This is a genomic window from Myroides indicus (genome assembly GCF_004364575.1).
GTDB classification, from domain to species: domain Bacteria; phylum Bacteroidota; class Bacteroidia; order Flavobacteriales; family Flavobacteriaceae; genus Flavobacterium; species Flavobacterium indicum_A.
On sequence record NZ_SOAG01000001.1, the window covers coordinates 83,327 to 109,857 of the forward strand.

Here is a 26,531-nt window from a genome sequence, read left to right on the forward strand (position 1 = left end):
CGGTGCACGTGAAAGACGAATTCAACTCGATAGAACTTTTCCGCTCCCTCTTCAAAGGTCGTGAAGATGTATTTGCCGTTCGTTGGGAGAAATCAGGAAAATCGGGTTATATGCCTGCCTATCAATATGACCCATATCACTATCGGGTACACAAAATGAATGGCGGAACATTTGCAAATTATCCGCATAAAACCTTTTTACCGCTTACCGATAATGAAATTCAAAAACACTTAAACGGTGTACAGCAAATAGGTATTTATCCTTTATTGCAAGACAATACCTCTTGGTTTTTGGTAGCGGATTTTGACAAGCAAAACTGGAAAGAAGAAGCGGTAAATTTCTTAAATGCTTGCAGAGAGAAACATATTCCTGTCTACTTGGAACGTTCCCGTTCGGGAAACGGTGGACACGTCTGGATATTTTTTGACAAACCTTATCCTGCAATCCGAAGCAGAAAAGTTTTCATTTCCATTTTAGAGCAGTCGGGAGTGTTTTCAATGTTTGACAAAAGCTCAAGTTTCGACCGATTATTTCCAAATCAAGATTTTCTCTCTGGAAAAGGTTTGGGAAATCTGATTGCACTTCCATTTTTTAAACCCGCATTGGAGAATGGAAATAGTTGCTTTATCAATCCCGAAACATTTGAACCTAATACAGACCAATGGCAGTTTTTAAAAGAAACCGAACGAGTTTCGATTGATATTTTGGAAAAGTTATTTCAGGAAATTTCAACAATACAAAATTTACCAATTGCTAAAAACCATAATGGCAAACTATCTATTACACTTCAACAAAATATTCTCATTCAAAGAGATGGGTTAACAACTCCACTAATCAACTTTCTGAAAGAGGAATTGAATTTTGCCAATTCAGAGTTCTTTATCAAGAAGAAATCGGGCAAAAACACTTTTGGCACAGAACGATATTTTAAACTCGTTGAAGAAACGGAAAATGAAATCATTATTCCGAGAGGATTTATTGGAAAATTGCTTAGATTTTGCAAAGAACAAAATCTGGAATTTGATTTTCAAGACAACCGAAAACTTAAAGAAGAAATCCCATACTCGTTCAATGCTACGTTGAGAAATCATCAGAAAAAAGTTATTGAAACTATTTCAAAAAAAGATTTTGGCGTTATCGTTGCTCCGCCGGGTTCGGGTAAAACGATAATGGGGTTGAAGATTATTGCAGACAAAAAGCAATCTTCCCTAATCGTTGTACATCGCAAACAATTATTAGAACAATGGCAAGAACGAGTTCAGGCTTTTCTCGCTATTCCGAAACACGAAATCGGTATTATCGGTCAAGGGAAAGTGAAAATAGGCAAGCAAATTACCATAGCGACTATCCAAAGTTTACCGAAGCAAATAGAGCAACTCCAAAATCAATTCGGAACTATTTTAGTGGATGAATGTCATCATATTCCTGCCGAAACTTTTCGTAATACGATTGAGAAATTAAATACATTTTATCTCTACGGATTGACGGCAACTCCGTTTAGAAAATACAATGACGATAAACTGATTTTTGCTTTTATAGGAGATGTCATTTCAGAAGTTACAAGCAATGAAATTGAAAATTTCAAACACGCTCAAATCATTGTCAGAAATACTAATTTGAATGTTTCCTTCAATTCTAAAACGGATAATTTTGAAACACTTTCAAAGATTTTAGTTCACGATTCGGAAAGGAATAAACTCATTCTGAATGACATCAAAAACGAACTTTCCAAAGGAAAGCGGATTGCTATTATCACAGAGAGAAAGGAACACATTGATACGCTTTATCTTTTCTTGAAACAATCTTACGAAGTTATTACGCTAAGCGGAGATGATACTGAAAGCAACAGAAAATCCAAATGGCAAACTTTACAACAAGGCAATTTTCAGGTATTAATTACCACAGGACAGTATTTTGGAGAGGGTTCGGATTTGTCGAATATCAGCTCCTTGTTTTTGGTGTATCCGTTTTCTTTCAAAGGTAAGCTGATTCAGTATATTGGACGTGTACAACGTTCTGAAATCAATCCGACAATCTATGATTATCGGGACATCAGAATTGATTACCTCAATAAACTGTTTTTAAAACGAAACACCTACTATCGTCAAATAGCCCGACAAGCAAATCTGTTTGATGAACCAACCGAGTTTATCCCTGAAAGTCAAAGTTTGGTTATCGAAAAACAAATTAAAATTGCCGTGGAAGATTTGGATTTCAGATACGGTAATATTGGCTTTGAGTACATTGATAAAGAAAACAACCAACGGTTTGTTTTTGAAATTGAAAACGAAGAGTTTAGACCTGAATTTGAAGTTTTGAAGCCTTATTTTATTAGGGTTCTGAAATCAAAAACGGTTGTGATTAATATTTATGCTGAAATAGAAAATGGAGTGGTTTTGTCGCAATTAGCTACATCACCCGACATTGAAAACATCAATAAAGAAATTATTGAAAGCGTAAAATTTCAGTTTCTGAACAAAAGTTTTATAGGTCAAATTCCGACTTCAAAACAAAATATGCTCACAACGAATGAATTGCCGAAAAACCAAAATATCTATACCAATGCCGAAAATGTTTTGAAAGACTTACTGAAAGGGAAGCAGTATAAGCATTCACGACACATTCAGTTTTTGGCTGAAAGACATGAACGAAATGTAATGAAATTGCGGTTTGTTTTACAGCCGTTTTCATTCGTCTTTCTGTTAGCAGGAAAGCAAAATTATCATATCATTTTAGAAACTTTGGACACCGAAGAAGCTACCTACATTTGGCACACTGACAAAAGCAAATCAGTATTGATTGACACTATAAAACAAATCGACAAAGAACTAAATGTCATAAGAGAGCAAGGACGGCAAACTTATTTGGAAACCAGTCCACAAAGCTTTTCAAGAATAGTTCACGATTATTCTGATGACAATAAAGGATTTACAATTTGGAAAGGGTTATTAGAAGAGCGTTTGACGTAATCTATTGAATCAATCTTCATTAATCAGATAATGATATACACAATAATATATCTTTTTGTATATTTACTTTGAGTTAACGGAAACACGTTGAAAAGCAAAGCAATAAGCACCGTTACCAAATCGTTACCTGACTTCTTTGATAATCTTTATAAAAGCTTAGTATTCAGCCGATACAGGTTTTTCCTGAAAACTTTAAAATAAAAAAGCTGCTCGATGAGCAGCTTTCAAAAATTATAAAATTCTGATATTATCTTGAATAATTTGGAGCAGATTTAGTAATTGTGATATTGTGAGGGTGGCTTTCCCCTATTCCCGAAGCAGTTAATCTGACAAAACGAGCATTTTCTTTCAATGCAGCAATATCTTTTGCACCACAATATCCCATACCGGCTCTTAGTCCGCCTATAAATTGAAGCATGCTTTCGCTCAACTCTCCTTTGTATGGAACACGTCCTTCTATCCCTTCCGGGACCAATTTTTTAACGTCGTCCTCAACATCTTGAAAATAGCGATCTTTAGAACCTTGTTTCATCGCTTCAACAGATCCCATACCTCTGTAAGCTTTAAATTTTCTTCCTTCAAAAATAATGGTTTCTCCCGGAGATTCTTTGGTTCCTGCAAGCATAGACCCCAGCATAACGCTGTCTGCTCCTGCTCCCAATGCTTTTGGAATATCGCCTGTATAACGAAGTCCTCCATCACCAATTACAGGAACTCCTGTTCCTTTTAAGGCTGCAGCTACTTCTATGATAGCCGAAAATTGAGGGAATCCAACTCCCGCAACAACTCTTGTAGTACAGATTGATCCGGGTCCGATACCTACTTTTACAGCATCAGCTCCGTTTTCAACTAAAAACAAAGCTGCTTCTGGTGTGGCTATATTTCCAACTACTACGTCTATTTCCGGAAAGGATGATTTTACTTCTTTCAAAACGCTTATTACTCCTTTTGAATGTCCGTGAGCAGTATCAATAATTAGGGCATCAACACCGGCTTGTACTAAAGCACCGGCTCTTTCTACTGCATCTGCAGTAACTCCTAAAGCAGCAGCAACGCGCAAACGTCCAAATTTATCTTTATTAGCATTTGGCTTTAGCGTTAATTTGGTAATATCTCTAAAAGTAATTAATCCTACTAATTTATTATTTGAATTAACAACCGGGAGTTTTTCTATTTTATTAGCCTGCAAAATTTCTTCTGCTTGAGATAGCGTTGTTCCTTCTGCCGCAGTTACCAGATTTTCTTTTGTCATTACTTCGGTAATCGGTCTTGAATTTATTTTTTCAAAACGCATATCTCTATTGGTAATAATTCCTTTTAAAGCTCCTTGTTCATCTACAATAGGGATACCTCCGATGCTGAATTCAGCCATCGCTTTTTTTGCATCGCCTACCGTTGCAGTCAAGAGCAAAGTCACCGGATCTATAATCATTCCGGATTCTGCTCTTTTTACTTTGCGGACTTCTTTTGCCTGCTCCTCTATTGTCATGTTTTTGTGGATTACTCCTATTCCGCCTTCACGAGCCATAGCAATAGCCATATCGCTTTCTGTTACTGTATCCATCGCAGCAGATACAACAGGAACGTTTAAGGTAATATTTCGAGAAAATTTTGATTGGATATTTACTTCGCGCGGTAGTACTTCAGAATAATTCGGTACTAAAAGGACATCATCGTAAGTCAATCCTTCACCGATGATTTTAGTTGTGTGTGCTTTCATGTGCAATTGAATTGAATTGCACGCAAATTTAGCTTTTTTTGAGTAATTAAAAAAGTATTAATGATAAAAATTAAATATTTTTAACGCTTCGTTATAGGCGCTTTCAAATGACATTCCGCTTAAGTTAGTGCTGACTTTATTTGCTGTAAAATAACTCAGCATTTTTTCTGTCGGCATATTTCCGGTTAAATCATCTTTAGCCATCGGGCATCCTCCGTAACCTTTTATAGCTCCGTCAAATCGCAAACAACCCGCTTTGTAAGCGGCATCTACTTTTTCGTGCCACGAATCAGGTGTTGTGTGCAAGTGGGCACCAAATTCCATATTTGGGTATGCCGGAATGAGGTTGCTGAATAAGTAGTCAATAACTTCAGGCGTAGAACTTCCTATTGTATCGGAAAGAGAGAGTATTTTAACTCCCATTTTGGAAAGTTTTTCTGTCCAGCTTCCAACAATATCAACATCCCACGGATCACCATACGGATTTCCAAATCCCATAGATAAATAGGCAACCACTTCTTTGCCTGATTTAATTGCTATATTTAAAATTTCTTCTAAGGTTATAATGGATTCGGCAATTGTTTTGTGGGTATTGCGCATCTGAAAGTTTTCGGATATTGAAAAAGGAAACCCTAAATATTGTATTTCGCGGTGTTCTGCTGCTTGCTCTGCCCCTCGCGTATTGGCAATAATAGCCAACAATTTGCTGTGAGTGCTGGATAAATCCAGTTGATGCAATACTTCTGCCGTATCCTGCATTTGCGGAATCGCTTTTGGTGAAACAAAACTTCCGAAATCAATAGTATCAAACCCTACTCTCAACAAAGACTGGATATATTGTATCTTTTTTTCTGTGGGTATAAACATTTTAATCCCCTGCATGGCATCACGCGGGCATTCTATAATTTTTACAGCTGGCTTCATAGTTTTCAAATATACTTCAAAGCTGTAAATTCACAAAATGATTTTTTTTACTTTTCAAGTATTTTATTAAATACAAAAAACGGAGCTGCTTTTTAAAAAGCAGCTCCGTTTTTTAAGCCTTTAAGTACAAGCCTGAAAGGCAAAAATTCTAAAAAGCAATAAAAAATGTTTACTTTTTTACTTTAATTGTACAACCGATTGCTACGGTTTCTTTTTGTTTAATTTCTTCTCCGTTTAAAAGTGCATCAACCGCTGATTCTACATATTTTTCAGTTACATCATTTGCATCTTCAAAGTTATCATCTATGGCTCCGATATATTTTACAATGTTTTTATTGTTTTCTTTTTGGAGGATAAAAACATGAGGAGTTCTGGTAGCTCCATACTGCGGAAAGATTTTTTGTCCTTCGTCAGCCAGATAGGGAAATGTAAATCCTTTTTCCTGTGCCCTGATTTTCATCTCTTGTAATCCATCTTCCGGCTGAATTGATGCATCATTGGGATTAATGGCAATAACCGGATATCCCAAAGGTTTATATTTGGCATCTAACGCTACAATTCTGTCCTCATAAGCAACTACATAAGGGCAATGGTTACAGCTAAAAATAACGATAAATCCTTTTGCTTCCGGAAAATCTGCCAATGAATGCTTTTTATCATCCGTTCCTATCAATTTAAAATCTGTAGCTTCATCTCCTATTTTATATCCGGACCTTACATTTTCATTTTGTTTTTCTTCTATGTTCTCTACTGTTTCTTTGAGTTGGGATTCCTGTTCAACCTTTTTCTTTACTTCTTTTTTACAAGAAGAAAATGCAGCAACACACAATATTAAAATGACTATTTTTTTCATAATTATAATGTTATAAGTGGTTATTTACAATGGTTTTTAATTCTTCATAAGTGAGGGTTCCTTCGTGAAAAAAGACTCGTTTACCGTTTTTATACATCGCTGTGGCAGGAATGGCTCCACTCCAATTGGGATGTATTTTAGGTATCCATTCGTTCATTTTTTTATTGTCCGACAGCAGATAGACATCGGGGGTAATATTGTTTTCTTTGACAAATGTTTTAACCTTGGATTCAAAATCAGCCATTTTATCCATACTGATTAAAATCATTTTAAAGTTTTTCTCATTTTTAAATTCTTCGTCTACTTTCATAAAGTTCGGGAGTTCTTTTACGCAAGGCACGCACCAAGTAGCCCAGAAATTTACAACATAAAGTTTATCATCTTGTTGCATAAACTTTTTAAAAGCAGATGAATAGCTTGTTTCTGTACTGATGATCTGTTCCTGCTTTTCTTGTTTTTGTCCGCATCCTACTAAAATCAGACATAGTAATAAACTAATCAAAACTTTTTGCATACGTTTTTACGTTTTTGATTTGCTTCTAAGTTAAAAGCTTTTTTTTAAAACAAAATTATTTTATGTCGAAATTTTTAATTTGTTTCTTTAGAGCTCTTTTTCTGATTATTTCAAACGTTCTGATTTGTTGGTAGGTCAACATTTTAGCTTCATTAGATAAAATAGCAACTCCCACTTTGTTTTTTTTGTCAATTGCTAAAAAGAATAATAACCGCCTGACATTCCATTATGCCAATAATATTCAGGTTGATTCAGTACTTTTTTTTCATGCTCCCAACCAGACATATCATTTGGAACGTAGATATTATCTCCATAATATCCAAATTGATATAAAATAAAATTTGCCAAATCTTTTCCATTAGAAACAAATGAACCGGAAGCCGGTAATACGTCATCAAACCAAAATTCAGCAGGTTTTTTAGCAGCAGTATAGCCTTGAATAAGATTATTTGGCAAAATACCGTCTTTAGGAATAAAAGTATTATTCATTTCTATTTTTGAAAATAAATTTTCTTGAACAATGTGTTCAAAATTTTGTTTAAGTTCTAAACTCAATGAAATACCAATTAACCCATAACCAAAATTAGAATAGATACTTCGTTCTTCCGTATCTCTGTTTTTACAGCTTTCCAAATAATCAAATACATCCTGTACAGAAATAACTTTATAAGGGTTTTCTGCCTCATGTGTTTTTTTCATTTTTTCTATTATATTTTCAGGCAAGGAAGGAAATCCTGAAGTATGATTAATTAAATGACTATAAGTAACATCCTTAAAATTACTTAGATTACCTACGCAATCTTTAAAATTAGAAGCGATTGGCTCATTAATATTAATTTTTTTACTTTTATCCAATACTTTTACAGTTGTAGATGTAAATAGTTTACCTAAAGAAGCAATATCAAACATGGTCATTGAATCTGTTTGAATTGGATTAGTTTTAGATGTACTATATCCATAACAATAATATTCAACTTTATCTCCAACTACACTTACTATGACATAGGAAGTACCTCTTTTTTTAAATCGGGAATTGTACGTGTTATCAAGTAGTTCTTTTACACTTTTTTTATCTTCGCTTTTACCAATAAAATGAAAAGCTATAAATAAGCCTATCAAAGCAACAATGAAAAGACCTATTAGGACAATAATTATTTTAAACAATGCCTTAGTTATTTTTTTCAATCCTTATTTCTTATTATGCTATTTTTTCAACTCAAATTACCAAATATAACCTTTTTATATTAGCATAACTTATTTAAAATTAATTAATTAAAAAAATCCTAAGATACCTTAGGATTTTTAGTTCAACAAAAATGATTTATACTGCTTAATTTTACTACTGATTTAACTGTTATAGCTTTTTAATGTAAAATAATAAAAGAAGTAACAAATATTAAGAGGTTAATATTCAAGGGGTTTATTCTACTATTAATTGTTTAATCTGCTCAATAAATTTGGCTGATGAATAATTGGCAAATCCTGTGTGATGAAACCTTATGTTTCCTTTTTTATCTAACACAACAGTAGTTGGCAGCGCTCCGGAATAAATTTCTGTCGGAATGCCTCCATTAGATCTATACATCGGAGTTGAAAATTTTTCTTTATTCAAATATTCCTTACCCGTTTCTAAATCTTTGTCTTCGTTGATAGTTAAAAAGAATAGATCAGGATTGCTCTTAAACTGGTTATAAAGTACTTCAATAGAAGGAAATTCTGCCCGACAAGGCGGACACCAGGAAGCCCAAAAGTTTATAAACACAACTTTACCTTTTAAGGAAGCAGTGTTTTGGATATTTCCATTTTCATCTGTAAAATCAAAATCTATATTCACCTGAGTTGATGTCTCAGTATTTTTTTTATCTATACTGGCATTAAAAAGTCCGGTTGTCATTAATTGCCTAAGCACAAATGATTTTGCGTCCGGACTAATAAACATTAGTGCTATAAAACTTACCATTATTATGGTAAAACCGTGTTTTTTAATATTGTGCCACAGCTGATTCACAAATGTTTTATCTTTTAAGCTTTCTTTTTTATCCATAACAACTATAATAACAATTAATTATTATCAATCAATTCATTTAAAACTTTAATTATTTCAGGATTTGTATAATCTCTGCCTCCCTCTATACGAGTGACCATATTGCCGTTTTTGTCCAATATAACCGTTGTAGGAATCGCACTGCCTAAATAGTCAGATGGTATATTGCTCGCCGGAACATACACAGGCAAATCATATTTTTTCTTTTCCATAAAAGCCGTAGACTTTTCGATATTATTATCTACGTCTACCATCAGAAAAATAATATCATCTTTACCATAAAAAGATTGCTTTAATTTATCAATACTAGGCATTTCCTGAATACACGGAGGACACCATGTAGCCCAGAAATTGATAAATACAACCTTGCCCTTTAAAGAACTTAATGATATAGTTTTTCCATTTTTATCTTTAAATACCACCTCATTGCCGGAAGATTCCGGTAATGAGGTGGTATTTGTTTGTACTTCAGTCTGGTTTACATTTTTATTATTCGCTTTACTGTGACAGCCTGTAAAACAAAATCCTACCAATGTTACTAAAATATATGTAAACATTGCTTTTTTATTATATCTTATTTTCATTTTATCTTTTGTGTTAATTAATTCTACCTTCCTTAATTTCTTCTGATGGTTTGGTGATAATTTTATCTTCCTTAGAAAGATCTCCAAAAACTTCCGTCAATGTATCTACGCGAATACCTTCCTTTACAGCAATTTTCTTTATTTCGTTATTGTTTAACGTTAAAACATAAGTTCCCGATTGTGTATTTAAAAGACTCTGACTTTGAACCCAATACGATGAATTTTTGCGTTTTAATTTAAGCTTAACCTGCGCATAATCTCCTCCTTGTAACTCTCCATCCGAGTTGATTACATCAAATTCCAAAGTAAGTGAGCGATCATTTTGATCGAGCAAACCGGAAGTTCTGGAAAGTTTAGCCTCAAAACTTTTCCCCGGCTGTGAGCTAACAGTAAATGAAGCTGTCATATCCTCAGGTACAGAAGATGCGTGTTTTTCGGGTAAAGACAAGGTCAAACGAAGTTTATCGCTCTGCGCCATTTCCAACAAAGGCATATTATGGCTACCTGTCCCTGTCAGCGCTCCTGCAGAAACATTTTTTTGGGTAATTATTCCGTCAAACGGTGCAGTAATGCGTAAATAGTCCTGTAATTGTGAAGAGTGTGCTGTACCTGCTTTAGAAGCGTCGTAAGCAGATTTTGCGCTTTCCATTGCGCTTTTTGCCCTGTCAATCTCAATATCAGCTACTGCTCCGGTTGTTTTGGAAGCATCTGTCAGTCGGTCATACGCTTGCTTCGCATACAGGTAGTCGTTGTACACTTTTTGTTCTGTGGATTTGTCAGAAAGATATTGTTGTTCCATTTCCGGAGCTTCCAATACAGCTAGAAGCTGTCCTTTGCGAACCCGATCACCTCGATCAACATACATTTGCTTTACAAATCCCGTTACTTTTGCATAAATGGCTACCTGCTCATACGGTTTTAATTCTGCAGGAACAGATATTTCGTATTCCGGGTTGATAAATTGTACAGAAGAAGTTGGGTATTCTATCATTTTTGCCTGTTCTTTTGGAGCCTGATCTTTTTCTTGTTGTTTTTCTGAACAAGCAGTGAAAACCAATACCAAAGAGGCTGCTAATCCCCATACTTTTTTTGATCTCTTATTTATTAAAATGTTGTAATACATTGCATTTTGTATTTTAAAGTTTATTATATCGTTTGTTTCTCAGATTGCGTCAGATAATATCTGCTTTCTTCATCATCCGGATCCAATGAAGGACTTACGATGGAAGTTCTTGACATCAGGGAAGAAAAGAAGTGAGGTAATAGCAGAAGTATAGTTACAGTGGACGCAATTAATCCGCCAATAACAGCTCTGCCTAAAGGAGCTACCTGCTCTGCCCCATCTCCCAATCCCATTGCCATAGGAAGCATACCGGCAAACATTGCCGCAGCTGTCATCAACACCGGTCTTAGTCTGGAAGAGGCTGCGAGTCTTGCTGCATTAGCAGGCTTGAGTGCCATTTTTTTACGGTAAAACTCTGCCTGATTAATTAATAATACTGCATTGGAAACGGATACGCCAAGCGACATAATAATTCCCATATAAGATTGCAGGTTAAGCGTACTGCCTGTTATAAACAAAATAATAAGGCTTCCCGCAATTACGGCAGGTAATACTGACAAAATGATAAGCGGAACTTTGAAAGATTGGTAATAGGCAGATAACATTAAAAATATAGCAATTATAGCTACTCCTAAACCTGCTAAAAGGCTTCCTAACGTATCATCCAATAATTGCAAAGTACCTTCTGTCCAAATGGTTGTGCCTCGCGGAGGATCGCCTGCTTCTGCAATCGCTTTTTTAACTGCTGAAGAAGCTGTTCCCAAATCTTTGCCATATACATTAGCAACTACAGTTACATAACGGTTAGGACCTTTGCGGTTTATTTGCCCCGGAGTAGTAACTCTTCGTATGGTTGCAACATCTTCCAATACCGGACGCAAACTACCCTTTTTCAACGGAAGTGACCGTAGCTTTTCTTCAGACTGCATTATCCCTTCAGGTATTTGTACCTGAGTTTGAAACACTAAACCAGATTTGGGATCAAGCCAGAGATTTTTATCTGTAAATTGTGTCGATGACGTTGCCGTAACAAGACTTCGCGTAATATCTTTCATCGTCAGACCAAAATGTCCGGCAAGATCGCGATCAACGTTAATCTCCAAAGTAGGGTAATCAATTGACTCAGCAATACGAACATCTCTCAAATATGGTATTTCTTTAAGATTCGCTTCTATTTTTGAAGCATGTGCTAATGCACTTTTGACCTGATTTGCTCCTACTTTAACCTCAATCGGCGTCATTGCCCCTTGTCCCATAATCTTTTCAGTCAATTCCATAGGCTCAAAATTAAAGGCAACATCCGCGTGTTTTTCACTAAGCATTCTCCTTATATCTTCTTTTAAGTCTTCTATAGAACCTTCGTAAATATTTTGATTAATAGAGATTTGTAAAATGGCTTCATGCGAAGCGCTGGTAAACAAAAAGATAGGGTTAATAGGAGACCCGGGAGGCTGCATACCTACATAGGCAGAAGTCATATTCACTCCCTCCTCCGAAACCAGCAATTTAATGTCATCTGTAATTTCTCTGACAATCTGTTCCGTTTTTTCAATTCTGCTTCCTTGCGGAGCCTGAATGCGCATTTGAAAGTCTCCGTTATTAGAAACCGGCATTACATCCGTACCTACCACCGTTAATAATATACCAGCTATAATGCCAGCTACCAGAACATATCCGGCAAAAAGAGGCAGAGCTTTGGTTGACCATTTACGCATGCGATAAGAATAATTAACTCTGAATTTTTCAAAAAAAGCACGTTTCCTAGGGGTATTTGCTTCTCTGTTGTGTTTGGTTTTCATCATCCAATTTGCCAAAATGGGAACAAAAGTCTGAGAAGCCAGAAATGAAGCGATCATTGCAAAAGCAACCGCCATGGATAAAGGCATAAACATATCTTTAGGAATGCCTGTCATAATAAAAGCAGGCGTAAGCACAGCCAAAATACATAGCAATATCAATAGCTTAGGAATAGATATTTCAAGTAACGCATCAATTATGGCTCGCTGTTTGGGTTTGCCGAGCTCCATGTGCTGATGTATGTTTTCTATCGTCACCGTAGCTTCGTCAACCAAAATACCTATTGAAAGAGCAAGACCGCTCAAAGTCATAATATTAATAGTCTGTCCAAAAAGATGCAAAACCGTTACGGCTGATAAAATAGCAATCGGAATCGTAAATACAACAATAATTGCCCCTCGAATATCACCTAAAAACAACAAAATGACCAAGCCCGTGAAAACTGCCCCTAAAACACCCTCGTGAATAAGGTTGGAAAGCGAACGCTCAATATACGTGGACTGATCAAATTCATAACTTATTTTGACATCTTCAGGCAATTGATCCTTTAACATCGGAATAGAAGCTTTTAAGTTTTCCACAGCATCCAATGTAGAAGCATCTGCTTTTTTAATAATAGGTAAATAAACCGAACGGCTGCCGTTAATCAAAGCGTATCCCACTGTTATATCTCCATCGTCCTCCACTTTTGCCACATCTCTAATGTATACAGTCCGGTTATCATTTGTTTTTACCGGAGTATTCATAAACTCCTCAGGATCTTTCGCTATAGAGTTAATAGGTGCCATCAGATTTTCATCACCTATACGAATATTTCCAGCGGCTGACGGAAGACTGTTTTTAGTAATAGCTAATGTAATTTCTTCAGGTGTCAATCCATTTGCCTGCATGGCTTCGGGATCTATATTTACTACTATTGAGCGGGAGTTTCCTCCAAACGGAGCCGGAGCGGTAATTCCCGGTATTTCTGCAAACATAGGTCTGACTCTTGTCAGTACCAAGGTTTTAATTTCATTAACCGACCGCTGGTCGCTTTCAAACACGAGTTGTCCTACGGGAAGTGAACTTCCGTCAAACCGCACTACCATAGGCGGTACCGCTCCTGCGGGTAAAAAGCCCATAGCCCGGTTGGTAAAAGTAGATACTTCTCCTGCTGCTTGTGCCATATCCGTTCCCGGATAAAAGGTCAGTTTCATCATTGTCAGCCCCTGCACACTTTTAAAATCGATATTTTGTACTCCGCTGACAAACAAAAGTACTTTTTGAAATTCATTTGCCATAAATCCGTCCATGTAGGCGGGAGACAGACCACCATAGGGCATGGCAATGTATATTGCCGGCAATTCTACTTCCGGAAATATATCTACATTTATTTTTTTTACAGTATTGTAAGAAAAGAAAACTATTGCAAGCACTGCTACCATAATAGCAATTGGTTTCCTTAATGCAAATCTTATCAGGTTCATATGCAATAATTAAAGATTGTTAAATAAAAAATTGAAATCGGCAGTCAATTCTGCTTCATAAGCAAGTAAAAGCCAATACTCGCGAGAAGCTTCAATATGTGTGTTTTCTGCTTGTTCCAGTAAAATACGAATCTGCAACAGTTCGCTTAGCCCTATTAAACCGCTTTTATACCTTGCCAAATACATTTCATAAGCATCTTGTGATTGTACTACGGCAAGTCTTGTTTTTTGTAATTGCAGATATTGCTGTTTGATTTTTGTCTGAGAAGCAGATAAATCTGCCTGCATAGCCTGTTCATACTGTGTTTGAAGCAGTTTAATACTTTCGGCTTCTTTAAAAAGTTGATTTCCCTTTATAACGTTCGTCCGTAAATTGGTAATGTTCCAGGTGATACCGATACCAGCCAAAAAATTGCTGCTCGTATTATTGAATCCGTCTTTCCAAACACCTGATACGGTTCCATTAGAATCAATACCAGTTCCTCGGTATGCATATCCTCCCAATAAGCTAATTGTTGGCAGTGAAGCTCTTTTTTGTTCCTGACCACTTAATAAATAATATTCAGATTGTTTGTCTAGCATATCCAGCGCAGGATGTGCGATGTCTATCTTTGTTTCAGACTCTAAATTTTGTGCCGAAGGAATAACAAACCGCTCAATGGAATTTGTATAATCAATATTTTGATCACCATATAGTTCTATGAGTTTTATGAGCGATGCTTTTTTAACTCCCTCCCATTTATCGTATTCACTCATTGCTTGTATATAAGATGATGAAGCTAACAGGCTATCTGCTGCCGGTTTTAATCCGGATATAGATAACCCCGAGGTTATTTTGCGTATATCATCTAACCGTTCTGCATTTTTTTCCGTCCAGTTCAGTTTGGCTTCGTTATATAAGAGGCTAATATATCTTTCTGATAACGTTTTTTTCAAATGCAGTAAATAAGCTTCCTTTTCACTTACTGATTTATTATACAAAGCTCCTGCTGCTTTTTTCTGTTTATTCAACTTGCCGAAAGAAAAAAGTTCCCATTCAACAGTTGCAGAAGCATAACTATTAGCAGCTACAGAACTACCATCAAGTCCCGATAACGAGCCGCTGACATTAAAAATTCCGGGTTGAGAGAAAAATGCCCCCGAACTTCCTTCATAAGTACCATACGTATTTTGTGCTTGTGCTTTTACTTGTGGAAGTGCGCTACTCTTAACTGCTTTTTCATTTAATTTAGCAGCATCAATTGCTGACGTTTTAGAACTGATTCCCGGATACTTCTCTTCTACCTGGGTCCATAAATCACCCAAAGTATTTTGTTTTTGTTGCTGGGCATATAGCGGAAATGCCACAACAATAGCAAACCACAGCAAAGTAGTTGCTACAATATGTTTATTCATATTATTGTAGAATTTTTGAAAAGATCACAACGTGACCTAAGATTATTTTTGAATAAAAACAATAGAAATTTCACCTGTCAGGTACTCTTGACCAGCAGGTTAAAAATTAATGTGAGAAGTAGATAATAAGTTTTCTGTATTCCAAAAAGATAGGAATAGAATTTCGGATTTTTCTGCTGCCTGAATAAAGGGGGTGTTTATTTTCTTTATTTGCAGGAAAAAGACCCCCCAACAGAAAAAGAAAAGAAACAGTAAAGATAGCAACAGGCAGTAAATCTTGTGCATCAAAAGAGTTTTTTTGAATAATTTGTGCATCAGCCAAATCAATTTCAGCACATCTGTCACTGTTAGTTACTGAAAAATCTAAATGTCCTTTAGCAAAACTCTGTGCCGTATTTGTGGGTATTCCCACTAAAGTTTTAATACTGCTTTTAACTACACACGATGAAAGAAGTACCACAAGCACAGCAGCCAATACAAACAAGTATCGCTTAAAATTCATGGCTATATTTGGTTTAGTTCTATTCATCAGTTTGCTAAAATAGTTTTATTTCAGAGAGAGTCCAAGAGATAGAGTTTGTTTTATGACTTTTTAACACAAACCGGCTTAATTAGTAACGGCAAATAGGTGCTCTCTCTTATTTTTCAACAATTTATCGTCTGCGTTTTTGACTTCGGTTTGGAACTGAACAATTATTTTCTGCGCAAGTTCCTTTATTCAAAAAGGTTAACAGCATAAGCAATCCTCCCATAATTACAATATATACCTGGCTTTCTTTTATCCCCATCACAATAAATAAAATTCCAAATGCCAGTTTAATGTATCCCATCAGAGGAAAGTGCTTTAAATAATTATACATAAAAATATCTTTTTTATTAGTTTTACTTTATTACTACGTGTTAACGAAAGAAACTATATAACTTCAGGAGTTAAAATGATTTCGGTTCTCATTGAGTTCGTTACCAAACAATGTTCTTTTGTCTTTTCCAATATACGCAGCATCCGATCTTTTTTTTCTAAATCTGCAAGCTTTACTTTTGGAAAAATCTCTGCCTGAGTAATCCTGTACTTGTTATCCACAAGCTCTAATTTTATATTTGTCTTACATTCAAAATGTTCAAATAGTATTTTAGAATTTTCCGCAATTGCTAAAAACGTAGTCATAAAACAACTGCTGATAGCTGCTGCATAAAAATGCTCCGGCGACCAAATATCTGCTATTCCATTAGGGAATTCCGGGGGAGTAGCACACTCAATAACCTGACTTAATACAGGCGAAGAAACTTCTCCCGTTCTTCCTTCTTTCCACTTTAAATTAACCTGATATAGATGTTCCTGTGACATAGTCTCTTTTTTTATTGTTTACTTAATATAGCCTGAACATTTTTCCAAGTTCTTCCATTTGTAACATTCTGAATACCATTCTGCTCTAAAATTCGCTTTGCCTGAGCACTTCTGGCACCGCTTTTACAAAAGACAACAATATTTTTTTGGTCTTTAAATTTAAAGAGCTCGTTTCTTAAATTCCCTAATGGAATATTAACAGCTCCTTTTACACTTCCTAAAGAAAATTCGCCGGACGTGCGTACATCAACTAAAAAAGATTCTCTGCTTATAACTTTTTCCAACTGTTCTCCTTGAGATGATACACTGAATATTTTTTTAAATATGTTTAACATGGCTATACTAATTACTAATATAATGGTAATTTGGATGGTTTTGTTTTATACCACCCTTTTAAATTTCACTGTAAAATTACTCCGTTTATCCAAAGCGCAATGTAACTTAAGTTACTTAAGGCTCATTTTTATTATTATTCCTTCTGTAACTGATGTTACTGTACATTCAAATCGCTTATCGGAATTTTGTATCAGAAATTAAACTTATGCAGTCATGAATACAAAATTTCCCAACCTTATTGTTTTTATATTGTTTAGTATGGGAAGCATTTTTGCTCAACAGCCTCTACAACTTCACGAAGCTATTTCAAAAATGAAAGAAAACAACACCCAACTCAAAGTTCAGCAACAGGAAATTGATTTTTCACGAGCAGAACTTGCGGGCACGCTTTCTGGTTTTCTTCCCAAAATATCATTAAGCCACTCAGGTTTTTACACAAATGATCCGCTCAATTCATTTGGTTTTAAATTACAGCAAAAAGTAGTTACGCAAGCTGATTTCAATCCTGTTTTATTGAATAATCCGAATGAAATGTATCATTTCAATACTAAGCTTTCTGTTCAGCAGCCTGTTTTAAATTTTGATGTTTTTTCGGCTCAGAAAGCACTTAAAGAAAAAATAAAAGCAACAGAATACCAAAAACAGTTTGCAGAAGCAATACTTACCGTTGAGATAAAAAATACTTATACGAACCTGCAATTTTTGTATGAAGCTAAAGCAGCCATTCAAAAAGGCATTTTGGCATATCAGGAAGTTTTAAGAAACACTCAAAACATGGAAAATCAAGGCTATGCAAAACCTTCTGACGTGCTGATGGTACAGGTTGGGTTAACCGAAGTTCAAAACAAGGAAATCGAAATCGACAATAACATTTCCAATTTATCCGATTATTTATCCTGGTTAATGGGAAAAGATGCTGCCAATATATATATCCCAACCGAAAAATTAGTTCAAAATGTGGTACTAAATGAATACTTGGATTTTTCTGAAGAGCGAGCGGATATTTTGGCGATGAAATCGGGACTGGGAGCACAAAAAAAAATAATGTCAATGAGTAAAAAAGGATTGCTCCCGAGATTAAATGCTTTTGGAGAATTCAATTATAACGATAAAGATATTGTTGGATTCGGAGCTAATGGATTTATGGTAGGCATTTCACTTTCATGGGACATTTTTGACGGAAATACAACATTTAATAAAATAAGGCAGAACAAAATTACAGTCAAAAAAGCCGAAACCGAAATGCAATTATATATAGAAAAACAACAACTCGAACTGCAAAAAGCAAAACGGGATTTAGTTTCCAATCAATCTAAAATTCAGTTAGCCAAAACAGCCAAACAACAAGCAGAAGAAACCTTGCGAATCCTGGAAAACCGATATAATCAGGGGTTAGAAAAAACGTCTGATGTATTGATTTCTCAAGCAACCGATCTCGAAAAACAGGTCAATTATCTCGCAGCAGTAAAAGACTATAATCTGTCTGCCATTCAAATCGAATTTTTAACGCAGTCAACAAACTAAAGCTATATACAAAGTGAAATCGCCAATAAAATAAAGTTGGTTGCAAACAAACACTAATAAAAATAAAGCGATTTCATATCACCTTTACAAAGCAATAAACATTTAGATATGAAAAAAATAATAATATCAATAGCCTTTATTTCACTTATAGGACTTACAGCGTCCTGTTCCAAAAACAAGGAAAAAGCGATCGACAAACTTCCCGTTATTTCAGTAACCATCAATAAAACAGCGCCAAGCAATTCTGTAAAATACATAGAGGCAAGTGGAAAAATCGAAGCAGAAAGCAGTGCAAATATTTCTACAAGAATGATGGGATACGTTACTTCCATAGAAGTAAAAACAGGACAAACGGTAAGCAAAGGTCAGCTTTTGGCAACTATTAGCAGCAGTGATTTACAAGCTAAAAAAGCACAGGCGGATGCAGGAGTAAATCAGGCTACGGCTTTTTACAACAGTGCAAAAGGAGATTACGAGCGCTTTGTGGTTTTGTTTTCTCAAAACAGTGCTTCCCAAAAAGAAATGGATGATATAACAATGCATTTTGAAATGGCAAAAGCAAGTTTGGAAACAGCCAAACAGACGAGAAACGAAGTAATGGCTCAATTTTCTTATACCAATATTACAGCTCCGTTTTCCGGAACAGTTACGGGTACTTTTGTTAAACAAGGAGATCTGGCAAATCCCGGAATGCCGCTTATAGCCGTAGAGGGAACCTCAAAAATGCAAGCCGTGGTAATAGTTTCGGAAAGTGAAATCTCCCACATCAAAAACGGAATAGCAGCAACTGTAAATATCAAGTCTTTGGACAAAACCACAACAGGAAAAGTAGCTGAAATAAGTACTTCTGCCCAAAACACAGGCGGGCAATATATCGTAAAAATAGACTTAGACAAATCGGAGGATATATTATCAGGAATGTTTGTAAATGCTGTTTTTCCGATGGATAAAACGGAAGTCAAAACCTCAAGTAAATTAGTTTTAATTCCACAGGAGGCAATTATCACACAAGGACAGCTCAAAGGAATTTACGTCATAAATGATGATAATACAGCTATTTTAAGATGGCTGCGCTTAGGAAAAAAATACGGAAACGATATTGAAGTGTTATCGGGACTTGCTGCGGGAGAAAAATATGTCATAAAAGCTGACGGAAGATTGTTTAACGGAGCAAAGGTTAATGTGCAGTAAGACTATTCATTTTAAAAATTAAAAAAATGCAAAACGGTATTTCAGGCAAAATAGCATCTGTGTTTATGAATTCCAAATTATCAATTTTATTGATGATTGGACTGATGATAATAGGTGCGTATAGTTCGTCACTTATTCCGAGAGAAGAAGAACCACAAATTAATGTTCCGATGGCTGATATTCTGGTCGGCTATCCCGGAGCAACACCCGAAGAAGTGGAAAGCCGTGTGCTTGAGCCGCTTGAAAAAATTATTTCAAACATCAAAGGTGTAGAACATCTTCACAGTACAGCTATGAATGGTCAGGCAATGATTATTGTTCAGTTTTATGTGGGAGAAGATGTAGAGCGTTCCTATGTAAAGCTGTATGATGAGCTGATCAAAAACCAACATATTTTTCCGCAGGGAGTTCATTCGCCTATGGTAAAAACCCGTTCGATTGATGATGTTCCGATGCTGGCTTTGACGCTTTGGAGTAATGAATATGACGATTTTCAAATCCGGCAAATTGCAGAAGAAGTTTCTTCTGAAATCAAAAAGATAAAAAATGTTTCTACCGTTCGTGAAATCGGCGGAAGAAACCGCGAACTGAAAGTTATTTTTGACAAGGATAAAATGGCTGAAAACGGTGTTGATGCTTTGGAAATTATGCAAATGATTCAGGCAAACAACGCCAGTATGCAATCGGGAAGTTTTGTACAAAACGACACAGAATATCTGATTACGACAGGTCAATTTATTTCCTCTAAAGAAGAGGTCGAAAATTTAGTTGTAGGCATCCATCAGAATACACCTGTTTATTTGAAACAAGTGGCAAAGATTCAGGATGGAGCATCTTCTGCTAAGAATTATGTATCTTTCGGATATAGTAAATACAATGAAAATTACATCGAAAACCCATCCGAATATCCTGCCGTTACGCTTTCGGTAGCCAAAGTAAAAGGGGCGGATGCCATGAAGATTTCCGAACAAATCCTCGATCGTGTAGAAAAATTACGAAAAAACACCATTCCCGATGAGGTAAAAGTAGAAGTAACCCGAAACTACGGAGAAACGGCTGCGGATAAAGTAAACGAATTGCTGTTTCATCTGTTTGTAGCTATTGTTGCTGTTACTGCTTTGGTTATGCTGGCAATGGGTTGGAGAGGTGGACTGGTCGTTTTTCTATCCGTTCCGCTGACCTTTGCTCTGACCTTGTTCAGCTATTATATTTTGGGTTATACACTAAACCGAATTACCCTTTTTGCTTTGGTTTTCGTTGTCGGAATTGTCGTAGACGACAGCATTATTATAGCAGAAAACATGCATAGGCATTTTAAAATGAAAAAGCTACCGTTTAAAGACGCCGCTATTTATGCCATTAACGAAGTTGGCAACCCGACTATTCTGGCAACTTTTACCGTAATTGCGGCTATTCTTCCCATGGCTTTTGTATCGGGAATGATGGGACCTTATATGTCCCCTATGCCTATCGGAGCTTCAATTGCGATGCTGTTATCGTTATTTATAGCCTTGACAATTACGCCCTATCTGGGTTATCACCTGTTAATTGAAAAAGACAAACAACAGCATAAAAAAGAACAAGGACACGAAACAAGCTGGATTTATAAATTCTTCAACAAATTTCAAAAACCGCTTCTGGACGATGCTAAAAAACGCTGGGTAATGTTAGGGCTTACCGTAATTATGCTCTTGGGTTCTGTAGCCATGTTCTTTACCAAATCGGTTGCCGTAAAGATGCTGCCCTTTGACAATAAAAACGAATTTCAGGTAGTCATCGATATGCCCGAGGGAACAACTTTAGAGCGAACCTCAGCCGTTACAAGAGAAATTGCTCAATACCTTACCACTGTTCCGGAGGTCATTAATTATCAAAATTATATCGGTGCTTCAGCCCCAATTACTTTCAATGGATTGGTTCGCCATTACGATATGCGCAGCGGAAGTAATATGGCAGATATTCAAGTGAATCTTCTGAATAAAAAAGACCGAAAAATGCAAAGCCACGATATTGCTAAAAAAGTACGTCCGCAAATTCAGGAAATAGCTTCAAAATACGGGGCAAACGTAAAAATTGTCGAAGTCCCGCCGGGACCGCCTGTACTATCTACGATTGTAGCCGAAATATACGGACCCGACCACAAAGAACAGATAAAAGTAGCTTATCAGGTAAAAGAAATTCTCAAAAAAACCAATGATGTCGTAGATATTGATTGGAGTGTAGAAGATGTTCAAACCGAATACCGACTGGAAATCGATAAAGAAAAGGCAATGCTCAACGGAGTTGCACCGCAACAGGTGGTCGGTAATCTGACCTATTTATTGCGTGAATATCCTGTTTCCAATCTGTATGATGAAAAATCGGTTTATCCTGTCGGAATTGTAATGGCTTTGGATGATAAAGACAAAACGAATATTGAGGACATCCAAAACCTGAAAATCAAAGGACAGCAGGAAAATATGATTCCCGTAAAGGATATTGTAAAGGTAAAACAGGATACGTTGCGCAAATCTATTAGCCGGAAAGACCAACAGCGGGTAGTTTATGTATTGGCCGATATGGCAGGAGATTTGGAAAGTCCGGCTTATGCTATTTTGGGGATGGAAGAAAAACTCAAGCAAATTGATCTTCCAAAAGGTTATTTGATAAGCGATTTGTATATGGGACAACCCAAAGACGAAAGTAATTTTACCGTAAAATGGGACGGAGAATGGCAAATTACACTAGAAGTTTTTCGCGATTTGGGAATTGCCTTTATGATTGTTATTATTATTATTTACATGCTCATTGTCGGGTGGTTTCAAAACTTTAAGACGCCGATTGTAATGATGGTTGCCATTCCGCTTTCGCTTATCGGTATTGTTCTCGGACATTGGTTGTTGGGAGCTTTTTTTACGGCAACATCTTTTATCGGAATGATTGCACTGGCTGGAATTATGGTTCGAAATTCTGTTTTGCTGATTGATTTTATCGAAATCCGTCTCAAAGACGGCATTCCGCTCAAGCAGGCTATTATTGATGCAGGAGCCGTCCGAACAACGCCCATCTTACTCACTACCGGAGCGGTTGTTATCGGAGCAGCAGTAATTTTGTTTGACCCAATTTTCCAGGGGCTGGCAATTTCACTGGTGGCGGGAGCAATCGTTTCAACTATTCTGACGCTGTTTGTTGTACCGCTTATCTATTATGTAGTGGAACGAAATAAATGGGAGAAATAGCACATACAATCAAACCTTTAAAATAATAAATCATGAAATTACTTATTATAACTGCTGTAAAAACATTTGAAGATAAAGTAAAAAATCTGTTAGCAGGAAACAGAGTACTCACTTATTCTTACAACACGGTAACAGGTTACAGAAACAGTACCCAAGATGCCGTAGAAAACAATTGGTTTGGTACACAAATGAATAAAACCGAATCTGTATTGTTTTTTGCATTTGTTTCAAACGAAACCTTAGAAAATGTATATAAAAGTATTGAAGAACTAAACAAAACCTGCGATATACATTCTAAAGTGCATATTGCAGTTACACCTATAGAAAAAATAAATTCACTAAAAAATTAAAGTTATGACAAGAGAACGTTATATTAAACTAATTGCAGGTACATTAATACTTATTTCTTCATTGGGTGCCTATTTTGTAAATATCAACTGGATTTGGCTGGGTGTTTTTGTAGGAGCCAATTTGTTTCAATTTTCGTTGACCAATTGGTGTTTACTAAATTCAATTCTAAAAGCTTTAGGTGTAAAGTCAGAGTTGGATTGTACAAACAGAAAATGTTGAAAGCATTTAGTATTAAAAAAGGACTCAGCTCAAGCTGAGTCCTTTTTTGTTTTTGATTAGATTTGGTATCTTTTCTTAATTCATGTAATTTCAATAAACTCTTTCCTATAAACTTAACTTAACATTTCTATATTATTTCGGTTCAATTTAATTTTCCCTTCATTTTCCAGTGCTTTTAACAGGCGGGAAATAACAACACGAGAACTGTTGAGTTCATAAGCTATTTCCTTGTGTGTTTTATTTATGGTTCGGGAATTACTTATTTTACTCTTCTCTGTCAGGTAGTTATAAAGGCGTTCTTCCATATTCATAAAAGCAATATTGTCTATGGCTGTCAGCATTTCATTAAAGCGGTTATTGTAACTTTCAAATACAAATGCACGCCAGCTTTTATATTTTCCCAGCCATTCTTCCATTTTGGTAACCGGTATCATCGCTACAATTCCATCTGTTTCGGCAACGGCTCTAATTTCACTTTTTCTATCTCCCATGCAACAGTTTAATGTCATTGAACAGGTATCCCCTTTTTCTATAAAGTAAAGTAGCAGTTCTCCGGTGTCAAAATCTTCACGCATAATTTTTATAGCACCGTTTATCAGCAAAGGCATCGTTTTAATATACTTTCCAATGTCAATCAGAATATCTCCTTCTTTAAATTCTATGAGCTTAGCAACCGCTTTAATTTCTTCTATCAATTCTTTTTCAAATACTCTTTCATAGGTTTCATCTATTAATGCTTCCATAGTTATCACAGTTTTAATAAGGCGGTTTATTTTTTTACAGCATATAATATTGTGGTTAATAAAAACTCCCTGCTCACCCCACTAAGATAGGAAAAAAATATCCGATTATAGTTGGAGTAACAGCAATTTTAAATAATGTTGATTTTATCAATTTAAAAAAGAAAGCCATAAAAAAACAGCATTTGCAAATGCTGTTTTTTATTTGTCCTTCCTATATGAAATAAGTTTAATATATTAATAGGATTAAGCAGTAGTTATACTATTTATTTTGTTTGACAAATTTCATTACTACAATATCTCCGGAAATAAAAAGTAATTCATCTCCCTGTATATCAAACTTAGTAACAGAATTTAGACCATCCATAAAAGCTCTGTCTGCTACCCCATTGCAAAACATAAGGGTAGATGCTAATTTATCGCCAATTTTTATTCCGTTATCAGATTTGGCATCATAGACCCCGCTTAAATTATTACATCCGTCATTGCCGTAAACTTTATTTTCTTTTGTTTCAAAAACCAGCATCGGAATTTTGTTAGGATATAGCTCTGTCAATGATTTTCCTGATGTTTCAGGTGTGGTAATCGCTGCCAATTCCCATGTTCCTTCCAAATTTTCTCCCTTTTGACTCATCGTATGTTCACTTTTTTGTTGTGCATTTTGCGCTGTTTTACATCCTACAGTTAGTAAAAATACTCCACAAACGGCAACTAATAAACTTTTTTTCATAACAATCAATTTTTTATTAATAATAAAACTACGCTTCATTAAAAGCATAATCTTGGCAAAATTAAAAACATTATACCGTATTAAATCACAATACAATCTCAAAATTTTCAAAAAACAAGGTGATTTTACATTTTTTACCGGTTTATATTTTGTTTTATGTAAATCTGCATAGCACCCAGTCCGTATTTTTGATAATTGGCATCCTCAAAAATTACTTCCGGATACCTGCCAAACAAATACTCTAACTCAGTACGCAAAATCCCTTCTCCTACCCCATGAATAAATACAATTCTCGGAATGCGCTTTATAATAGCAAATTCCAACTGTCTTCTCGCCGTATCCAGCTGTAAAGTCAATATATCGAATTTTTCCATTTGAGAATGGTTTTTTGTCAGCTTTTCTATATGCAAATCAATTTCTAATACAAATTCATCTTTTCGGGAGCGTTTTTCTTTTGTAAAAGACCTTTTAGCCGGCATTTTTTTATCGTTCAAAGCACTTTGTACCAAAGAGGCAGAACTCGCCTTTCGAATATCTGTTTCCTGTTCCTTATTTACTTTTAAAAGCTCTGCCGTCTTGTAGGTCAATACAAAGCCATCTTTTGTTTCGATGGTAACTTCACCTTGTCTGACTTCAATAACAACTCCTTCTTCGTCTTCGTCCAATACTTGTACAAAATCTCCTTTATTCAACATTTTCATCCTCTTTTTGCAATTTATCTTCTTCTTTAGGTGTAAAGTTACTCGGTGTTTTCTGCATCAAACGCATCATACTGTAGAAGAACAAAGCAATACCTATTATCTGTACCCATATTTTAGGATGGTCTTTGGTTTGTTCAATCACTGCCCATCCCATAAAAAACAGGGTAAGTACGCTCAATATTATTTTTAGTGTTTTCATTTTTTAAGGGGCTAATCGTTCTATTTTCCAATCTAATCCATCTTCTGACAAGGTATAACGCAACCGATCGTGAAGCCGGTTTGGTCTGCCCTGCCAAAATTCAATAGACACTGGTTTTACTACAAACCCTCCCCAATGAGCAGGGCGCTTAATATCAATCTGCTGGTTTTCTAATTTTTTCATCTCCTCTTCCAACGCCGCATGAGATTCAATAACTTTACTCTGATCCGAAACCACTGCGCCGATACGGCTGCCTAATGGTCGGCTGTCAAAATAATTATCGGATTGCTGTTCGGAAGTTTTTTCGGCAATTCCCTTAATAATCACTTGTCGTTCCGCAGAAGCCCAAAAAAAAGACAAACAAATTTTCGGATGTGCTAAAATTGCCTTTCCTTTTTCAGAATTGTAATTGGTATAAAAAACAAATCCGTTTTCGTCGTAAGATTTAAGAAGAACAATTCTGGCTTTGGGAAAACCATCCAGCCCCATAGTAGAAACTGTCATAGCATTTACCTCTTCTACTCCGCCAAAATCCTCTACCTCACAAAACCACTTGCGAAACTGCATCAGCGGATTGACATCTGCTTCGGTTTCGGTAAGGGCACTTTTTTCGTATGATTTTCTATAATTGCTTAAATCGCTTTTCAT

At 35.8% G+C, this 26,531-nt stretch carries 25 protein-coding genes; 6 read left to right on the forward strand and 19 right to left on the reverse strand.

Features of this window, described 5'->3' with window-relative positions:
- Positions 1-8: 8 nt before the first annotated feature.
- Entirely contained in the window at positions 9-2,969 is a 2,961-nt protein-coding gene (locus C8P70_RS00395) for a DEAD/DEAH box helicase (RefSeq protein WP_243832633.1), read from the forward strand.
- A gap of 247 nt (positions 2,970-3,216) precedes the next feature.
- On the opposite strand, the gene guaB is transcribed toward C8P70_RS00395, so the two are convergent.
- From guaB to C8P70_RS00465, 14 genes are all read right to left on the reverse strand, one after another.
- Positions 3,217-4,689 (reverse strand): IMP dehydrogenase, encoded by a 1,473-nt coding sequence (gene guaB, locus C8P70_RS00400; protein WP_133711371.1) that lies wholly within the window; start codon positions 4,687-4,689, stop codon positions 3,217-3,219.
- 57 nt (positions 4,690-4,746) lie between these two features.
- Positions 4,747-5,613: a hydroxymethylglutaryl-CoA lyase gene (locus C8P70_RS00405; protein WP_133711372.1), complete on the reverse strand. Its 867-nt coding sequence runs from the start codon at positions 5,611-5,613 to the stop codon at positions 4,747-4,749.
- A gap of 169 nt (positions 5,614-5,782) precedes the next feature.
- Positions 5,783-6,466 carry a thioredoxin family protein gene (locus C8P70_RS00410; RefSeq protein ID WP_208293368.1) on the reverse strand — a complete coding sequence of 228 codons (684 nt, stop codon included), beginning with the start codon at positions 6,464-6,466 and terminating at the stop codon, positions 5,783-5,785.
- A 10-nt stretch (positions 6,467-6,476) separates the two neighbouring features.
- On the reverse strand, positions 6,477-6,980 hold the full coding sequence (locus tag C8P70_RS00415) for a TlpA family protein disulfide reductase (protein ID WP_133711374.1): 504 nt from the start codon (positions 6,978-6,980) through the stop codon (positions 6,477-6,479).
- Positions 6,981-7,175: 195 nt separating this feature from the next.
- Positions 7,176-8,165: a serine hydrolase domain-containing protein gene (locus tag C8P70_RS00420; protein ID WP_133711375.1), complete on the reverse strand. Its 990-nt coding sequence runs from the start codon at positions 8,163-8,165 to the stop codon at positions 7,176-7,178.
- 235 nt (positions 8,166-8,400) lie between these two features.
- Positions 8,401-9,024 carry a TlpA family protein disulfide reductase gene (locus C8P70_RS00425; RefSeq protein ID WP_133711376.1) on the reverse strand — a complete coding sequence of 208 codons (624 nt, stop codon included), beginning with the start codon at positions 9,022-9,024 and terminating at the stop codon, positions 8,401-8,403.
- A gap of 17 nt (positions 9,025-9,041) precedes the next feature.
- Positions 9,042-9,608, reverse strand: a complete 567-nt coding sequence (locus C8P70_RS00430) for a TlpA family protein disulfide reductase (protein WP_133711377.1) — start codon at positions 9,606-9,608, stop codon at positions 9,042-9,044.
- Positions 9,609-9,621: 13 nt separating this feature from the next.
- Entirely contained in the window at positions 9,622-10,731 is a 1,110-nt protein-coding gene (locus C8P70_RS00435) for an efflux RND transporter periplasmic adaptor subunit (RefSeq protein WP_133711378.1), read from the reverse strand.
- 23 nt (positions 10,732-10,754) lie between these two features.
- Positions 10,755-13,934, reverse strand: a complete 3,180-nt coding sequence (locus C8P70_RS00440; RefSeq protein ID WP_133711379.1) for an efflux RND transporter permease subunit — start codon at positions 13,932-13,934, stop codon at positions 10,755-10,757.
- Between the two features lie 9 nt (positions 13,935-13,943).
- Positions 13,944-15,329, reverse strand: a complete 1,386-nt coding sequence (locus C8P70_RS00445) for a TolC family protein (RefSeq protein WP_133711380.1) — start codon at positions 15,327-15,329, stop codon at positions 13,944-13,946.
- Positions 15,330-15,435: 106 nt separating this feature from the next.
- A complete protein-coding gene (locus C8P70_RS00450; RefSeq protein WP_133711381.1) occupies positions 15,436-15,858 on the reverse strand; it encodes a hypothetical protein in 423 nt (140 codons plus the stop codon).
- 124 nt (positions 15,859-15,982) lie between these two features.
- The gene (locus C8P70_RS00455; RefSeq protein WP_133711382.1) at positions 15,983-16,189 is read right to left on the reverse strand and encodes a hypothetical protein; all 207 of its coding nucleotides are present in this window, start codon (positions 16,187-16,189) and stop codon (positions 15,983-15,985) included.
- 53 nt (positions 16,190-16,242) lie between these two features.
- Positions 16,243-16,674 (reverse strand): OsmC family protein, encoded by a 432-nt coding sequence (locus C8P70_RS00460; RefSeq protein ID WP_133711383.1) that lies wholly within the window; start codon positions 16,672-16,674, stop codon positions 16,243-16,245.
- 11 nt (positions 16,675-16,685) lie between these two features.
- Positions 16,686-17,009 (reverse strand): rhodanese-like domain-containing protein, encoded by a 324-nt coding sequence (locus tag C8P70_RS00465; protein WP_133711384.1) that lies wholly within the window; start codon positions 17,007-17,009, stop codon positions 16,686-16,688.
- 214 nt (positions 17,010-17,223) lie between these two features.
- On the opposite strand from C8P70_RS00465, the gene C8P70_RS00470 reads away from it, so the two are divergent.
- From C8P70_RS00470 to C8P70_RS00490, 5 genes are all read left to right on the forward strand, one after another.
- Complete coding sequence (locus C8P70_RS00470) at positions 17,224-18,534, forward strand: TolC family protein (RefSeq protein ID WP_133711385.1); 1,311 nt, start codon at positions 17,224-17,226, stop codon at positions 18,532-18,534.
- A 108-nt stretch (positions 18,535-18,642) separates the two neighbouring features.
- On the forward strand, positions 18,643-19,725 hold the full coding sequence (locus tag C8P70_RS00475) for an efflux RND transporter periplasmic adaptor subunit (protein WP_133711386.1): 1,083 nt from the start codon (positions 18,643-18,645) through the stop codon (positions 19,723-19,725).
- A gap of 26 nt (positions 19,726-19,751) precedes the next feature.
- The gene (locus C8P70_RS00480) at positions 19,752-22,943 is read left to right on the forward strand and encodes an efflux RND transporter permease subunit (protein WP_133711387.1); all 3,192 of its coding nucleotides are present in this window, start codon (positions 19,752-19,754) and stop codon (positions 22,941-22,943) included.
- A 32-nt stretch (positions 22,944-22,975) separates the two neighbouring features.
- Positions 22,976-23,293 carry a hypothetical protein gene (locus C8P70_RS00485; protein WP_133711388.1) on the forward strand — a complete coding sequence of 106 codons (318 nt, stop codon included), beginning with the start codon at positions 22,976-22,978 and terminating at the stop codon, positions 23,291-23,293.
- Between the two features lie 4 nt (positions 23,294-23,297).
- On the forward strand, positions 23,298-23,513 hold the full coding sequence (locus tag C8P70_RS00490) for a YgaP family membrane protein (protein ID WP_133711389.1): 216 nt from the start codon (positions 23,298-23,300) through the stop codon (positions 23,511-23,513).
- Between the two features lie 113 nt (positions 23,514-23,626).
- On the opposite strand, the gene C8P70_RS00495 is transcribed toward C8P70_RS00490, so the two are convergent.
- From C8P70_RS00495 to pdxH, 5 genes are all read right to left on the reverse strand, one after another.
- Positions 23,627-24,256: a Crp/Fnr family transcriptional regulator gene (locus C8P70_RS00495; protein WP_133711390.1), complete on the reverse strand. Its 630-nt coding sequence runs from the start codon at positions 24,254-24,256 to the stop codon at positions 23,627-23,629.
- 259 nt (positions 24,257-24,515) lie between these two features.
- Positions 24,516-24,983 carry an META domain-containing protein gene (locus C8P70_RS00500; RefSeq protein ID WP_166666153.1) on the reverse strand — a complete coding sequence of 156 codons (468 nt, stop codon included), beginning with the start codon at positions 24,981-24,983 and terminating at the stop codon, positions 24,516-24,518.
- Positions 24,984-25,117: 134 nt separating this feature from the next.
- The gene (locus tag C8P70_RS00505) at positions 25,118-25,678 is read right to left on the reverse strand and encodes a DNA mismatch repair protein MutS (RefSeq protein WP_133711392.1); all 561 of its coding nucleotides are present in this window, start codon (positions 25,676-25,678) and stop codon (positions 25,118-25,120) included.
- A complete protein-coding gene (locus tag C8P70_RS00510; RefSeq protein WP_133711393.1) occupies positions 25,668-25,883 on the reverse strand; it encodes a hypothetical protein in 216 nt (71 codons plus the stop codon). The genes C8P70_RS00505 and C8P70_RS00510 overlap by 11 nt, the downstream gene beginning before the upstream one ends.
- Positions 25,884-25,886: 3 nt before the next feature.
- Positions 25,887-26,531, reverse strand: coding sequence for a pyridoxamine 5'-phosphate oxidase (gene pdxH, locus C8P70_RS00515; protein ID WP_133711394.1), 645 nt, complete (start codon positions 26,529-26,531; stop codon positions 25,887-25,889).